Raw genomic sequence first — 14,071 nt, forward strand, 5'->3', positions numbered from 1 at the left:
AACTCCCGCGATGAAAAAGCCGGTCATGTTACCGGATCGGCTGCGCCAGACCAAAGATTACTCGAACGAGTAGAGAGTCTAGCGTGTTCGTCGAGGCACACCGTCCCGTCACGAGGGCCACGCGCCACATGTTTGCCAAGCACCGTTGGTTGAACCTCTCCTTGGGCCTGGGCAGCCTGGCGCTGCTGGCCGCTTGCGAACAGAAAAGCTTCGAGATCCTGCCACCCATTCCAGTGGAGCAACTGGAGGTGCTCGGCGTGCAGACGCCGATCAAGAGCGTGCACTTTCATGACCGCGAGGGCGAGGGTTTGCTGGTATTGAGCCGGGTCGATGGCCAGGCCACCGACCCGGATACCGAGGAAGAAGTCGACAAGGTGCTGCTCAAGGCCACTTTGTATGGCCGCGCCGCCGGTGGCGATGCCTTCAAGGCACGCTGGCAGATCGAGCAGGAGACCACCTGTGCCGGCCTCGACCTGGATGTCGACTTCTATCCCGACGTCAGCGATGTCAGCGACCTGAACAAGGACGGCGTGGCCGAAGTGACCGTGGCCAGCCATGCGTTCTGCGGCGGCGGGATCGACCCGCACGACATCGCCATCGAGATGCGCGAAGGGCAGGCCAGCTACACCATCACCGGCCAGTCGCTGATCGCCCCGCCCGGCGAGGATCCGTTCGGCGGCGAGCGCGAGGACAGCGCCTCGCTCAAGGGCGCGCCACAGGTGCTGCGCGAGCATATGGACGCGGTGTGGCTGCAGGTCTACAAGCGGCCGTGGAACGATTCGGTCAACGCGCCGGACGACGGCCCCGACGATGCCGAATAACCGCGGTCTATACTGGCGGCTGTGACGCACCGCACACCGTTGCCCGGCGCTATTCAAGGCGGCGTGTCGGCGGCCGACACAGTGGCTACAGGAGACCATGCCATGCTGCCGCCGATCATCCCGCTCAGTGCCGCCCCCGTGACCTCGCAACAGGATCCGGTCAAGCCGCCGCCGACCATCCCTCCGGTGGTACCGGCGCAGCCGGCCTCCAGCGACGCCAGCGTCGACCTCAAGCGCCATCGCGACCCCGAGGAGCAAGTGCTGTTGCTGCGCGACGAACAGCGCCGCCAGCAACAGCGGCGCGAGCAGGCCGAAGCTGAGCGCCATGGGGCCATGCCGGGCGATGAACTCAATGCCGACAACACCGTACCGGTAGCGCCGTTGGGCGAGCGCACGCGCCAGGGCTTGCTGGTGGATATCGAAGTCTGACTAGTCAGCACCCACGCTTGCCTTCATCATGAAGGCCTCTGCTGTCCGTCGAGCCCGCCCATGAGCCAAGACAACCTGATCGACTTCGGTGCCGAGCGCGCCAAACGTATCCACGACCTCAACGACAAGCGCCTGAACGACATGCGTCAGGCCTTCGAGCAAGCCATGCCGCTGGGCCAGGCCAAGAAGAAAAAGCCCAAGGGCAAGCCGAAGAAGCGTTAAAAACTGATTCAGGTCAACCCCGCACCCGCCTTGCGTGCCCGGCCCCGGGCACCTTTGACTCCGGTCAATTTTCCCCCTCCCGGCATTGGTTACCTTGCACCCATCGGATGACGGCACACCAAGGGAGGGGCCGACATGTTCTTCGACAACGTGGTTATCGCAGGTGTGGTAACGGTCGGATTGATGTTGGCGTTCTTCGCCGGTCTGGGCATTTTCATCTGGAAGGATTCGAAAAAGCGCAATCAGCGCTGAATCGTTCCGGGTTCAGGAGCACGCAAGGCATTTAGGGCGACTTCGGTCGCCCATTTTTTTTGCCTGGGGGAAATGCCCGTGAGGCCCGGGCATTGTTGCGCTGCCGTTGCCTGCGCGGGTCGGGGCGGCTCGTGACGCGAGGGCATGCCCAGGCTATCGGCGCTGGTTTATTTGATGCTTAGCTAGCTAATTAATCGATTGCGCCTTATCCTGCCTCCCGTTGTCTATCGTTCTTCCTACTACCCCTGCGCCCCAAGGTCCGATTCGTGCCTATTACCTTCCAGGCCCTGTTCGCCCCCGGCAGCCTTGCCCTGAAGTTCGCCATCAAGACCTTGCTCGGTGGCGGCCTGGCACTGTGGCTGGCGATGCGCTGGGGCCTGGAGCAGCCGTCCTGGGCGCTGATGACCGCATTCATCGTTGCCCAGCCGCTGTCAGGCATGGTGGTGCAGAAGGGCCTGGCGCGGCTGGCCGGCACCTTGGTCGGCACTTGCATGTCGGTGGTGTTCATCGCCCTGTTCGCCCAGACCCCCTGGCTGTTCCTGCTGACCCTGGCCCTGTGGCTGGCGCTGTGTACCGCTGCCTCGACGCAACTGCGCAGCGCCTGGGCCTACGCTTACGTGCTGGCCGGCTATACCGTGGCGATCATCGCCCTGCCGGCGATCGACCACCCCTTGCAGGTGTTCGACCAGGCCGTGGCCCGCTGCACCGAGATCTGCCTGGGCATTTGCTGCGCCACGGCCAGCAGCGCGCTGATCTGGCCGATGCGGGTCGAGCAGCAGCTCACCGGGCAGGCGCGCCAGGCCTGGCACAACGGCCTGCAAGCTGCCAGCGCCATGCTCGGTGGCGAGGACCAGGCACGCCAAGGCCTGCTCGACAGCCTTGGGCGTATCGTCGCCATCGATGCCCAGCGCGAGCACGCCTGGTTCGAGGGCAGCAGCGGCCGCCAGCGTGCCCGGGCGATCCGGGGCCTGAGCCAGCAGTTGATGGTGCTGCTGCGCCTCTCGCGCTCAGTGCGCCGGCAGTGGCGCCAGCTCGACCAGGGCGAGGTCGCGCGCCTGGCACCTTGGCTGGATGAAGTCCGGGCCCTGCTGGGCAACCCCGACCAGCCCAGCCTGCTGTTGTTGCGCCAACGGGTCTGGGATGCGGCCCACGATGAGCGCATCAGTGCCGCCGAACACTACGGCCTGGCACGCCTGACCCTGCTGCTGGACTACGCCATGGCCGCGACCCAGGCGCTCGACGACGTGGAGCAGGGCAGGGCGCCCAAAGCGCTGTCTCAGGGCCTGGCCGCCCACCGCGACCTGTCCCTGGCGCTGTTGTTCGGCGCGCGCAGCGCCCTGGCGTTCCTGGCCATGAGCAGCTTCTGGCTGGCCACCGCCTGGCCTTCGGCACCCGGCGGGCTGGTGCTGACCTGCGTGGTCTGCAGCTTGTTCGCCAGCCGCGAGAACGGTGCGCAGATTGGTTTGAGCTTTTTGCGCGGGATCCTCCTGGCGATCCCGCTGGCGTTCCTGGTCGGGCAGATCCTGCTGCCGCAATGGAGCAGCTTCGCCATGCTCTGCCTGGGCATGGGCGTGCCCCTGCTGTTCGGTGCCCTGGGCATGGCCCACCCGCGTACCGGAGCCACGGCCACCTCTTATTGCCTGCATTTCATCGTCCTGGTCGCGCCGCTCAACGCCATGCATTTCGACGTGGCGAGCATGCTCAACAGTGCCCAGGCGATGCTCCTGGGCGTCGGCGCGGCGGTGCTGGCGTTTCGCCTGCTGGTGCTGCGCCACCCCGCCTGGCTCGGCCGGCGCCTGCGCGCCGCCACGCAAAGCGACCTGGTGCGCCTGACCCGCCGCGATCTGCGCGGCGCCGACAGCTGGTTCGGCGGGCGCATGGCCGACCGCCTGATGCAGCTGGCGCGGCATGCCAGCGAGTTGCCCCAGGCCGAGCGCAAGCGCTGGGACGACGGCCTGCATGGCCTGGATATTGGCGACGAGCTGGTGCATCTGCGCCTGTGCCTGGCCATGGCCCAGGCGCCGCTGGGCAATGCCGAGCGCGAGTATTTGCGGCAACTCGAGGCGGTGCTGGCCAGTGGTCCGGGGCCGGGGCGTGGCCAGCGCCTGGATGCCGCCAGCGATCGGTTCATCGAGGCCCTGCGCCGCCAGCCGCCCAGCGACCCGCTGCGCCTGGCGATCGGCGCGGTGCTGCAATTGCGCAAAAGCTGGGGCAAGTGGTGCCGCTGGCAGGAGGACGTGCATGGGCTTGCGTGAATGGGCGCTGGGCGGGGTCCTGCTCAGCCCGTTCCTGATCTATGTGTTGATGGCCCTGGTGCTGACCGGGCTGCTGCGTTTGGTGGTCCAGGCCACGCCGCTGGGGCGCTGGATCTGGCATGAAGCGCTGTTCGACACAGCGTTGTTCGTGTGTGTGCTGTACCTGGTGGTGCGCCTGTTTGGCCCTTTGTGAGGAGTAATTCGATGCCCATGGCTGTACGTACCCTGGTCACCCTGTGCGTGGTGATCGTCGCCGTGTTCGCCGGCTATCAGCTCTGGCAGTACTACATGCTCACGCCCTGGACCCGGGATGCCCGGGTGCGCGCCGACGTGGTGGTGATCGCCCCGGACGTGTCGGGCTGGGTCAGCGCGCTCAAGGTGCATGACAACCAGCAGGTCAAGGCTGGCGAGTTGCTGATGAGCATCGACCGCGAGCGCTTCCAGGCCGCCTTCGACCAGGCCAGTGCGGTGGTCGAGACGCGCACCCAGCAATTGCGCCTGCGCGAGCGCGAGGCGGCCCGTCGCACCGCGCTGGGGCCCGAGGCGATCAGCGCCGAGCTACGCGAGAACGCCCAGATCAACGCCGCCGTCGCTCGCGGCGAGTTGCACGAGGCCGAGGCCCAGTTGCAGGTGGCGAAGATCAACCTGGCCCGCAGCGAAGTGCGCGCACCACGTGGCGGGCATATCACCAACCTGCGCCTGGCCGAGGGCAACTTCGTCAACACTGGGCAGTCGGTGATGGCCCTGGTGGATGATGCCACCTTCTATGTCCAGGCCTATTTCGAAGAAACCAAGCTGCCACGGATTCGCGTCGGCGACCCGGTCAAGGTCTGGCTGATGGGCGCGGGCGAGGCGATGCAGGGGCATGTGCAAAGCATCAGCCGCGGCATCACCGACCGCAACTCGACCCCGGACGGGCAGCTGCTGCCCGAGGTGGAGCCGACGTTCAACTGGGTGCGCCTGGCGCAGCGCATCCCGGTGCGCATCCGTCTGGATCAGGTTCCCGAAGGGGTGACCCTGAGCGCGGGGATGACCGCCAGCGTGCAGGTGCATGAAAACTGACCCTGCTATCCCGTGCTGGCGATACGAGCGCGCGCCGGCGCCTGCTGTCAGAGGAACATCCCGCCGGAGACCTCCAGGCGCTGCCCGGTGAGCCAGCCGTTGCCGTCCTCCAGCAACAGTGCGATGGCCGCGCCGATGTCGTCCGGCAGGCCGACCCGCCCCAGTGCGGTATTGCCGGCGATGAAGTCGTTGACCTGCGCATTGTCGCGTACCACGCCGCCGCCGAAGTCGGTCTCGATGGCGCCCGGGGCGAGGATGTTCACGCGAATGCCGCGCGCACCCAGTTCCTTGGCCTGGTAGCGGGTCAGCACCTCCATCGCGCCTTTCATGGCCGCATAGGCGCCATAACCGGGCAGGGCGAAGCGGGTCAGGCCGGTGGAAATATTGACGATGCGCCCGCCATCGGCAAGCAGCGGCAGTAGGCGTTGAGTGAGGAAGAACGGGCCCTTGAGCTGGATGTTGAGCAGCTGGTCGAACTGTGCCTCGCTGGTTTCGCTGAACGGCACGTTCAGGCCGATGCCGGCGTTGTTCAGCAAAAAGTCCAGCTGGCGCCGGCCGAACTGCTGCTCGAGGGTGTCGCCCAGGCGCTCGGCGAAGGCGGCGAAGCTGGCGCTGTCGCCGACGTCCAGCTGCAGCATGGCGGCGCGCACCCCGGCCTGCGTCAGCGAGGCGGCCACGGCGCGGGCTTCATCGGCCTTGCTGTGGTAGGTGCCGATGATGTCGATACCACGGGCGGCCAGGTGTTCGGCGGCGTTCTTGCCCAGGCCGCGGCTGGCGCCGGTGATCAGTGCGATCTTGCGAGTCATGTCGATTACCTCGGGGTGGGTGGCAGTTGTCGACAAGGTTATTGGTCGGAAGGTGGCTGTTAAATCCGGCAAATCTGGAAATACTGTTCGGTAATTTCAGACAATCGGAGCCATCGATGAACAAGTTCGAGCTATTGCGCACCTTTGTCCGGGTCAGCGAGCTGAGCAGCTTCACCCTGGCCGGCGAAAGCCTGGGGCTGCCGCGCTCGACCGTGTCCGAGCAGGTGCGGGCGTTGGAGCGCCTGCTCGGCACCCGCTTGCTCAACCGCACCACGCGGCGGGTACAGGCGACCCAGGACGGCGCCTTGCTGTACGAGCGCAGCAAGGACCTGCTGTCGGGCATGGACGAGATCGAGAGCCTGTTCCGCGCCGACGATGCCGAACTGGCCGGGCGCCTGCGCATCGACTTGCCGACCATGATGGCGCGACGGCTGATCGTGCCGGCGCTGCCGCAGTTTCTGCAGCGCTTCCCGCGCCTTGAGGTGCAGATCAGTTGCACCGATCGCCAGGTCGACCTGCTGCGCGAAGGCTTCGATTGTGTGATGCGCATCGGTGCGCTGGGCGATCTGGACGTGGTGGCGCGGCCGGTGGGGCAGTTGAGCATGCGCAACTGTGCCAGTCCCGCGTACCTCGAGCGCCATGGTGTGCCGCGCACCCTGGAGGACCTGGCCAGCCACCGCCTGGTTCACTACGTGCGCAACCTCGGCGCACGCAGCCAGGGGTTCGAGTATGAGCAGGGCGGCGAACTGCGTTTCCAGGCCATGGACGGCGTGGTCACGGTAAACAACGCCGAGGCTTATTCCGCCGCGTGCCTGGCTGGCCTGGGGTTGATCCAGGTACCGGCGGTGGGCGTCGATGAACACTTGCGCCGGGGCGAGCTGGTGTCGTTGCTCGAACCGTGGCAAGCGCGGGCCATGCCGGTGTCGTTGCTGTATGCCCGGCAGCGCCATGTGCCGCGCCGGGTCCAGGCGTTCATGAACTGGCTGACGGTGTTGTTGCAGTCGCAGGTCGAGCCAGTGGCAGGTGCAAGCTGAACAGCGTGCCGCCCGATGCGCTGGAGGTCACTTGCATATGGCCGCCATGGGCCAGGGCAATCTGGTTGGCGATGTACAGGCCCAGCCCCAGGCCTTGTCGAGGCGCGCCGGACAGTGGCCGGCTGAATGGCTGGAACAATAGCGGCACCAGCTGCGGGGCAATGGGTGGTCCCTGGTTGTGCACGCTGAGAATGAAACTACCATCGGCCAGGGCGGCGCGAACCTTCACCTCGCCTTGCGGGTCGCCGTGGTCCAGGGCATTGGCGATCAGGTTGGAAAGCAGCTGGGTGATCCGTTCGCGGTCGCACAGCACGCCACCGACCGGGCCGATCTCCAGGGCAATGCGCCGCTGCGCATAGACCCGCTGCAACTCCGAGGCCACATGCCTGAGCGCGTCGCACAGGTCGTCGCAGGGTTGCAGGTTCAGCGGGATGCCAGCACCCAGGCGGCCACGGGCGAAGTCCAGCATGTCGCGCACCAGCTGGGTGGCGCGTTGGCCGCACGTGAGGATGTGGCGGGCGATGGCCCGCTGTTTTTCGTCCTGCGCACGCTGGGCGAGCAGTTCGGCACCGGCGGTGATGGCGAACAGCGGGTTGCGCAGGTCGTGGCCGAGTACGGCGATGAACTGCTCGCGCACCTCGGCAGAGGCGCGTTCCTGTTCCAGGGCGCGTTCGGTGCGCTGGGCGCTTTCCTCGCTCTCGATCTGGATCGCCAGCAGGCGGGCGAAGGATTCCATCATGGGCTCGATGGCGGTGCCCTTGAGCACTGTCGGCTTGGAATCCAGGGCGCAGATGGTGCCGAAGAAGCTGCCGTCGGTGCGCAGCACCGGTACCGAGATGTAGCTTTCGAAGCGGTACAGCCTTGGGGTGTGATGAGCGCAGTACTGTTGGTCTTCACTGGCCTTGTCGATCACGATGCTCTGCCGGGTGCTGCGGATTTCGTGGCACAGGGTGGTGGCGACATCGAGCTCGTCGCCGACGCCCAGGCCGAAGCCGAGGGTGTCGAGCACGGCGCAGGCGGCCCAGCGGCTGTCGGTGACCCGCGCCACGGCGGCGAAGCGCAGGCCGGTGGTCTCGCAGATCACCTGGAGAATGGCCGGTACGGCGTTGATGCGGCCAATGATGGCGATGTCGGCGCTGACTGCCTGGGTCATGAAAAGTCCGGATCCGCTGGGCACTGAAAAGGGTTGGAAAAAACAGTCTAGCGGGCCTGGCGGCTGCGCTTGAAAAACCTTGGCGAACGGTCTGGCACATGGGGTAGTCTGGCACCTGCGCGTTGCCCGCCAGAGGCGACCGCTTGCCCGGCGTGCGTCACTTCCGAATTTTTGCGAGGTTACGTCATGGCCATCACGTCCCAGGACATCTGCAACGCCGCCGACCAGCTCAAGGGCTTCGTCGGCTTCCACGGCAAGCGCGGTACCCATATCGTGCGCTTTTCCGAAGACTCGTTCGGCATGGATGTGGCCGACGACAGCATCACTCCCTGCTGCGAATTCGTCTGGCGGCTCGAGGCCGATAGCCGCATGGCGCTGTGCCGGGCACGCCTGGCACTGCTGCTGGAGCAGCATGTGGATGACCGCTTGAACATTGGCGAGCCGCTGCGGCTGTACCTGCGGCGCACCGACCTGCCGGAGATCGTCGCCGAACGCAACCGGCGTCAGCTCGCGTCCTGACGCGTCTTGCGCCCTGCCAGCAGTGCCTCGAACCCTGCGCGATCCACCGGTTTGCTCAGGTAGTACCCTTGCACCTCGTGGCACTGCTCCTTGCCCAGCGCCTGCAATTGCTGCTCGGTCTCCACCCCCTCGGCCGTCACCGTCAGGCCCATGGCCTTGCCCAGGTTGATGATGGCCTGCACCACCGCCCGGTCGTTGCCGCTCTGGTTGCTCAGCCCGGCGATGAAGCGCTTGTCGATCTTGATGCTGTCGAACGGGTAGGTACGCAGGTAGCCCAATGACGAGTAGCCGGTGCCGAAGTCGTCCATGTTCAGGCGCACGCCTAGCTCCTTGAGGGCCAGCATGGTGCCCAGGGCGCCTTCGATATCGTTGAGCATCACGTTTTCGGTGATTTCCAGCTCCAGGCGCTGGGCCGGGAAGCCGGTTTCCTGCAGGATCTGGCGTACATCGGCGACCACATCGCTGCGCGAGAACTGCGCCGGCGACAGGTTGACCGACACCAGCAGCGCTTCGGGCCAGTCGCGGGCGGTGCGGCACGCCTCGGCCAGCACCCAGCGGCCAAGGGGCACGATCAGGTCGCTCTGCTCGGCCAGGGGAATGAAGGTGTCCGGCCCGAGCAGGCCTTCTTGCGGATGCTGCCAGCGTAGCAGCGCCTCCACCGAGACGATGTGCAGGTCCTCCAGGCGGTAGCGCGGCTGGTAGTGCAGGACGAACTCGTGCTGCTTGATTGCCCGGCGCAGGTCGTTCTCCAATTGTCGGCGGTACTGGATCTGCTGGTTCATCTCGGGCGAGAAGTAGCGCCAGGTGTGCTTGCCGTCTGCCTTGGCCTGGTACAGGGCGATATCGGCGCAGCGGATCAGTTCGCCGGCGTCGAAACCCTGGGCGCGGGCCTGGGCGATGCCGATGCTGGCACCGATGTGCAACTGGTGTTCCTCGAAGGTGATGGGCTGTTGCAGCAGGTCGATCAGGCGCGCGCAGAAACGGTCGATCTCGCTGCGGTTGTCCAGCCCATGCAGCACCAGGACGAACTCGTCGCCGCCCAGGCGTGCCACCAGGTCGCCGTCGCGGGTGGTGTCGCGCAGGCGGGTGGCCACTTCCTGCAGCACAGCGTCGCCAGCCGGGTGGCCGAGGGAGTCGTTGATCGGCTTGAAGCTGTCCAGGTCCAATAGCAGCAGGGCCAGGGGCGGCGACTCGTTGCCGCGCAACAGCGCTTGTTCCAGGTGCCGCGAGAGCTTGTTGCGGTTGGCCAGGCCCGTCAGCGCATCGTGCATCGACAGGTGCTGGATGCGGGCATGGGCGGCGACCTCGTCGGTGATGTCGCTGGCGGTGCCGCGAAAACCGGCGAGTTTGCCGTCAAACACGATCGAGCGCGCGGAGATCCGACAATAGCGGGTCTGCCCCGAAGGGTCGCGGTAATTGCAGCGCAGGTTGGCCAGTTGCTGCGGATCGCTGTCGGCCTGGCTGTCGAGCCATGGCAGCAGGGGCGTGGTGTCGCAGGACAGCAGTTGGTTGAGCGGCTGGCCGAGCCATTGCTCGACGTGGTAACCGGTGACGCTGACGAAACGCTGCGACAGGTAGGTCAGGCGGTGATGCTGGTCGGTTTCCCAGATCCAGTCGGAGGCGGCCTCGGCCACTGCGCGAAAGCGTTGCTCGCTGGCCTCCAGGGCGCTGTTGCTCTGTTGCAGGCGCAGCAGGCTCTGGTCGATGGCCTGGGAGCTGCGCAGCGCGTGGCGGAACAGGTAGAGCAGCACCAGGCCCAGCACCAGCAGCACGCCCAGCAGCGGCGGCAGCACTGCCCAGAGCAACTGGCGGCCCGGCTGCGGGCTGTCCCAGGCCAGGTGATAGCCGGTGTCGCCCAGGGCGATATGCGGTTGCTGCTGGCTTGCCGGGTTGTTCTTTTCCAGGCGCATACGAGTGAGCCCGGCGCCTTCGCCCAAGCGTTGCAGCTTGGCCTCGGTCAGTTGGTCGACAAAGATCATCACCGGCGCCTGGCTGACTTCGTCCTCGACCACCTCCTTGTCCGGGCGAATGGCCGCGGCGCTGAGCACTGCCGGCCAGCCGTTGAAACGCACGAAGTGGGTCACCTGCTCGCGGGCAGGCGCTGCCTTGCGGGCTTCGCCGATAACCGCCGCCAGGGGGCTGTCGATGTAGGCGCTGGCCGCCGCGTCGGTGGGCTTGCCCTTGAACAGCGCGTAACGGGTGCGCGTATCCTCGACCACGAACACGCCTTCGTAGCCGCTGGCGCTGAACAGCGATTCCCCCACGTTCTTTTCTTCGTAGGCCCACTGCCAGTCGACCTGGTCGACCAGGTGCTCCTGGGCGGCGTCCCAGACCGCGTAGCTCGAGAGGAACTGGCGCGAGGCGAGCAGCCGCTGCTGCAGCGCCTGGGTGGCGTGGAAGGTGCTCTGTTGCTGGGCCTGGTGGTCCAGGGTGGCGGCGATGTTGAACAGCGCCCCCAGGGCGACCAGGCAGCCAAGGCCGAACAGCGCGCAGAACCCTCCGACCAGGCGACGCACCTGCAGGCGCGAGGTGGGGCTTAGGGGCGAAAGGTCGGCGTTCCTATCCATGTACGGGCGACTCCTTCAACAGCAGTCTTGCGCCCGGGGCCTGGGCGAAGCTTCACTCAGGATAGGCCAGCTTCAGGGGAGCGACCTCGCCGCGGGCAAAATTGACCTGGTCGCGGCCCAGGTGTTTGGCGGCATACAAGGCTTTGTCGGCCTCCTCGAGCCAGTGTTCGGGTGAGCTCAGGTGCGCATGCAGCCCCGCCAGGCCGATGCTCAGGCTGATGCGCAGCGCCGGCAGTTGCGGGTTGCGGTAGGCGCCCACGCGCTCGCGCAGGCGTTCCATCGCCTGGCAGGCCTGGGCTGGGTGGGCACCCGGCAGGATCACGCAGAACTCGTCGCCGCCATAGCGTCCGGCCAGGTCGTCCTCGCGCAGGTTACGCCGCAGCTCCTGGCTGAGCTGGCGCAGCACGCAGTCGCCGACCACATGGCCGTAGGTGTCGTTGATGGCCTTGAAATGGTCGATGTCGATCAGCGCGACCACCGCCGGCAATTGCTGTTGTCGGCAGATCTGGAACTTGAGCAGCAGGGTGTCTTTCCATGAGCCATGATTGAGCAGGCCGGTCAGGCTGTCGGTGCGGCTCAGGGCGCTGAGGCGGCGCTTGTGCTCGGCCAGCTTGATCGCCAGCTGGTAGCACACCCAGCCCAGGGCCAGCGGATAGAGCGTGAGCATCGGCAGGCAGGCGAGCATCTGCAGCGAGGTGGTGTGCAGTTGCAACCCCGTGCCGAACAGCGCGCTGGCCAGCAGCATGCCGCACAGCTGGGCCAGCAGGCCACGCAGCAACACGCGCAGGCCGCCGGCGGCGACGTTGTTCATGGTCATCATCGACAGGATGGTCACGCTGGGCAGCGGGTTGAACTGCATGGCCGCGGTCCAGAAGCCGCCCATCAGCGAGTCGAGCAGGATATTGCGTTGCTCGGCCTGGTACGGCGTGGCCGAGCGCAGGGCCCACTGGTAGGCCACATGGGGCCACAGCAGGCCATTGAACAGCAGCAGCGCCCAGGTCCAGTCGGGCAGGTGCAGCGGGGCGATCGCGGCCATCACGCTGAACAAGCCGATACCCAGGCCGATGATGCGTGGCAGGTAGATACGCCTGACGAAAGAGAGCCCTTTGCCGCTGCGGTTGTCGATCATGTTGTTTGTTCTTCTGTGAGGCGCCGTTTATCGCATAAGTCGTGTGAATATTGTTGAACAATCGTTCATCGGCGAAAAATGACCTTACAAGCCAATTCACGGTTGATCCGATCCCTGTGGGGTAACATGAAGGCCTTCCTCTTGCTCGGAGTGTTCCTGCTCATGGCTCCCTTGCCTTCACCCGCCGGCGAGCCGGCACCGCATCGGGATGGACGCTTTCACAACCAGGCCGAACTGCCCCAGGACGGCGTGCTCAAGAAGCTGCGCATCGGCCTGAAGTACCTGCTGTTGCGCAAGCCGCCCGAGACCCGGCCCGGCAGTGCGCTCAGCATGCAGCCGATGACCCGCCAGCAGGTGGTCGATGCGCCGGATCACAGTTTGTGGCGCCTGGGGCACTCCACCGTGCTGTTGAAGCTGCGCGGGCGCTTCTTCATTACCGACCCGGTGTTCGCCGAACGCGCCTCGCCCGTGCAGTGGGCCGGACCGTTGCGCTTCCATGCGCCGCCGCTGGCGCTGGACGATCTGCCGCCGCTGACGGCGGTGATCCTGTCCCACGATCATTTCGACCACCTCGACGAACAGGCGATACGCCGGTTGGCGCCGCGTACCGAGTATTTCCTCGCGCCGCTTGGGGTGGGCGACCTGCTGGTGGCGTGGGGCGTGCCGGCTGCCAAGGTGCGGCAACTGGACTGGTGGCAAGACACCGAGGTCGAGGGCGTGCGCTTCGTCGCCACGCCGGCGCAGCATTTTTCGGGGCGTGGGTTGTTCGACAGCAACCGCAGGCTGTGGGCGTCCTGGGTGGTGATCGACGAGAGTTTGCGGGTGTTCTTCAGTGGTGACACCGGGTACTTCGCGGGCTTTCGTGAAATCGGCGAGCGTTTCGGGCCATTCGATATCACCCTGATGGAGACTGGCGCCTACAACCTGGCCTGGCCCAATGTGCACATGCAGCCTGAGCAGAGCCTGCAGGCGCATCTGGATGTGCGGGGGCGCTGGCTGCTGCCGATTCACAACGGCACGTTCGATTTGTCGACTCACAGTTGGCAGGAGCCTTATGAACGCATCCTGGCGTTGGCCAGCGCGGCACAGGTGCCGTTGAGCACGCCCCAGATGGGGGAGCGGGTCAGCCTGGACTCGCCCCATGCCGGGCAGAACTGGTGGCGACCGCGGCCTTTGCGTCAGCAGGGGAAGGCGGCGGAACGGGCGGTGGCGGCGCGGTAGGGTTCTTAATATAGGTGTATAGATAGTTGGGAGGGGGAGTTAGAGGTGTTCGTCTGGAGGTTGTGTTTGCGTTGAGGGGTGTTCGCCGTTAGGTATTCAGCGCCTGGGCGATCGAGCGCCGCCCGCGCGGCGCTTCGCCGGCAAGCCGGCTCCTACATTTGTTCCGGGCCAATCTCTTCTGCGCCATCACCTGGTCCGCCTTTTTGGTACACCGCGGTTTCAGCGCGGGCGTTGCCGCCGCCCCGCCCGACTCACGCCATGCACCCAGGCAGGCGCCAATACTTTCATAGGCATAACTGGCCCGAAACAAACTGTAGGAGCCGGCTTGCCGGCGAAGCGCCGCGCGGGCGGCGCTCAATCTGATAGGCGCTGCAAAGCTTGCGGCGGGCCCCTGGCGCCCCTGACGCGGTCCTTCCCCTTATTATTTGAAATATTGAAATTAAAGGTTGACGCAGTTCCAGATCCCCTTATAATGCGCCCCACTTCCAGCGACAACGGAACGCGAAACTCCTTGAGATTCAACGAGTTAAGCGAGTTCGGAGGCGGTGCAAGGGCTTCGGTTTCACATCGAAAGCGGTGAAAAAGGTGGTTGACAGCAGGT

At 65.9% G+C, this 14,071-nt stretch carries 14 protein-coding genes; 10 read left to right on the forward strand and 4 right to left on the reverse strand.

Going from position 1 to position 14,071, the window contains the following annotated elements; genetic code table 11:
• The first annotated feature begins 128 nt into the window (after positions 1-128).
• From KSS95_RS08975 to KSS95_RS09000, 7 genes are all read left to right on the forward strand, one after another.
• Positions 129-821, forward strand: a complete 693-nt coding sequence (locus tag KSS95_RS08975; protein WP_217853348.1) for a M949_RS01915 family surface polysaccharide biosynthesis protein — start codon at positions 129-131, stop codon at positions 819-821.
• Between the two features lie 102 nt (positions 822-923).
• Complete coding sequence (locus KSS95_RS08980) at positions 924-1,250, forward strand: aspartate-semialdehyde dehydrogenase (protein ID WP_217853349.1); 327 nt, start codon at positions 924-926, stop codon at positions 1,248-1,250.
• 60 nt (positions 1,251-1,310) lie between these two features.
• A complete protein-coding gene (locus tag KSS95_RS08985) occupies positions 1,311-1,472 on the forward strand; it encodes a hypothetical protein (RefSeq protein WP_186662249.1) in 162 nt (53 codons plus the stop codon).
• A gap of 135 nt (positions 1,473-1,607) precedes the next feature.
• Entirely contained in the window at positions 1,608-1,724 is a 117-nt protein-coding gene (ccoM, locus tag KSS95_RS24675; protein ID WP_023629476.1) for a cytochrome c oxidase subunit CcoM, read from the forward strand.
• A gap of 266 nt (positions 1,725-1,990) precedes the next feature.
• Positions 1,991-3,979, forward strand: a complete 1,989-nt coding sequence (locus KSS95_RS08990; protein WP_217853350.1) for an FUSC family protein — start codon at positions 1,991-1,993, stop codon at positions 3,977-3,979.
• Complete coding sequence (locus tag KSS95_RS08995) at positions 3,966-4,172, forward strand: DUF1656 domain-containing protein (RefSeq protein WP_217853351.1); 207 nt, start codon at positions 3,966-3,968, stop codon at positions 4,170-4,172. Before KSS95_RS08990 ends, KSS95_RS08995 begins: the two co-directional genes overlap by 14 nt.
• 11 nt (positions 4,173-4,183) lie before the next feature.
• Positions 4,184-5,041 carry an efflux RND transporter periplasmic adaptor subunit gene (locus KSS95_RS09000; protein WP_217853352.1) on the forward strand — a complete coding sequence of 286 codons (858 nt, stop codon included), beginning with the start codon at positions 4,184-4,186 and terminating at the stop codon, positions 5,039-5,041.
• Positions 5,042-5,088: 47 nt separating this feature from the next.
• Here the strand turns inward: KSS95_RS09000 and KSS95_RS09005 are convergent, their stop codons facing one another.
• The gene (locus KSS95_RS09005) at positions 5,089-5,847 is read right to left on the reverse strand and encodes an SDR family NAD(P)-dependent oxidoreductase (RefSeq protein WP_217853353.1); all 759 of its coding nucleotides are present in this window, start codon (positions 5,845-5,847) and stop codon (positions 5,089-5,091) included.
• A gap of 116 nt (positions 5,848-5,963) precedes the next feature.
• Between KSS95_RS09005 and KSS95_RS09010 the strand changes: the two genes are divergently transcribed.
• The gene (locus KSS95_RS09010) at positions 5,964-6,881 is read left to right on the forward strand and encodes a LysR family transcriptional regulator (protein ID WP_217853354.1); all 918 of its coding nucleotides are present in this window, start codon (positions 5,964-5,966) and stop codon (positions 6,879-6,881) included.
• Here KSS95_RS09010 and KSS95_RS09015 read toward each other — a convergent pair.
• On the reverse strand, positions 6,820-8,034 hold the full coding sequence (locus KSS95_RS09015; protein ID WP_217853355.1) for a GAF domain-containing sensor histidine kinase: 1,215 nt from the start codon (positions 8,032-8,034) through the stop codon (positions 6,820-6,822). The genes KSS95_RS09010 and KSS95_RS09015 overlap by 62 nt on opposite strands.
• Positions 8,035-8,220: 186 nt before the next feature.
• Here KSS95_RS09015 and KSS95_RS09020 point away from each other — a divergent pair, with 186 nt between their 5' ends.
• Positions 8,221-8,553 (forward strand): DUF2025 family protein, encoded by a 333-nt coding sequence (locus KSS95_RS09020; protein ID WP_217853356.1) that lies wholly within the window; start codon positions 8,221-8,223, stop codon positions 8,551-8,553.
• On the opposite strand, the gene KSS95_RS09025 is transcribed toward KSS95_RS09020, so the two are convergent.
• Complete coding sequence (locus KSS95_RS09025; protein WP_217853357.1) at positions 8,538-11,120, reverse strand: bifunctional diguanylate cyclase/phosphodiesterase; 2,583 nt, start codon at positions 11,118-11,120, stop codon at positions 8,538-8,540. The two genes, KSS95_RS09020 and KSS95_RS09025, sit on opposite strands and share 16 nt — an antisense overlap.
• A 52-nt stretch (positions 11,121-11,172) precedes the next feature.
• Positions 11,173-12,249 (reverse strand): diguanylate cyclase, encoded by a 1,077-nt coding sequence (locus KSS95_RS09030; RefSeq protein ID WP_217853358.1) that lies wholly within the window; start codon positions 12,247-12,249, stop codon positions 11,173-11,175.
• A 126-nt stretch (positions 12,250-12,375) separates the two neighbouring features.
• On the opposite strand from KSS95_RS09030, the gene KSS95_RS09035 reads away from it, so the two are divergent.
• On the forward strand, positions 12,376-13,470 hold the full coding sequence (locus tag KSS95_RS09035) for an MBL fold metallo-hydrolase (RefSeq protein ID WP_217853359.1): 1,095 nt from the start codon (positions 12,376-12,378) through the stop codon (positions 13,468-13,470).
• Positions 13,471-14,071 lie beyond the last annotated feature (601 nt).

The organism is Pseudomonas muyukensis (genome assembly GCF_019139535.1).
GTDB lineage: Bacteria > Pseudomonadota > Gammaproteobacteria > Pseudomonadales > Pseudomonadaceae > Aquipseudomonas > Aquipseudomonas muyukensis.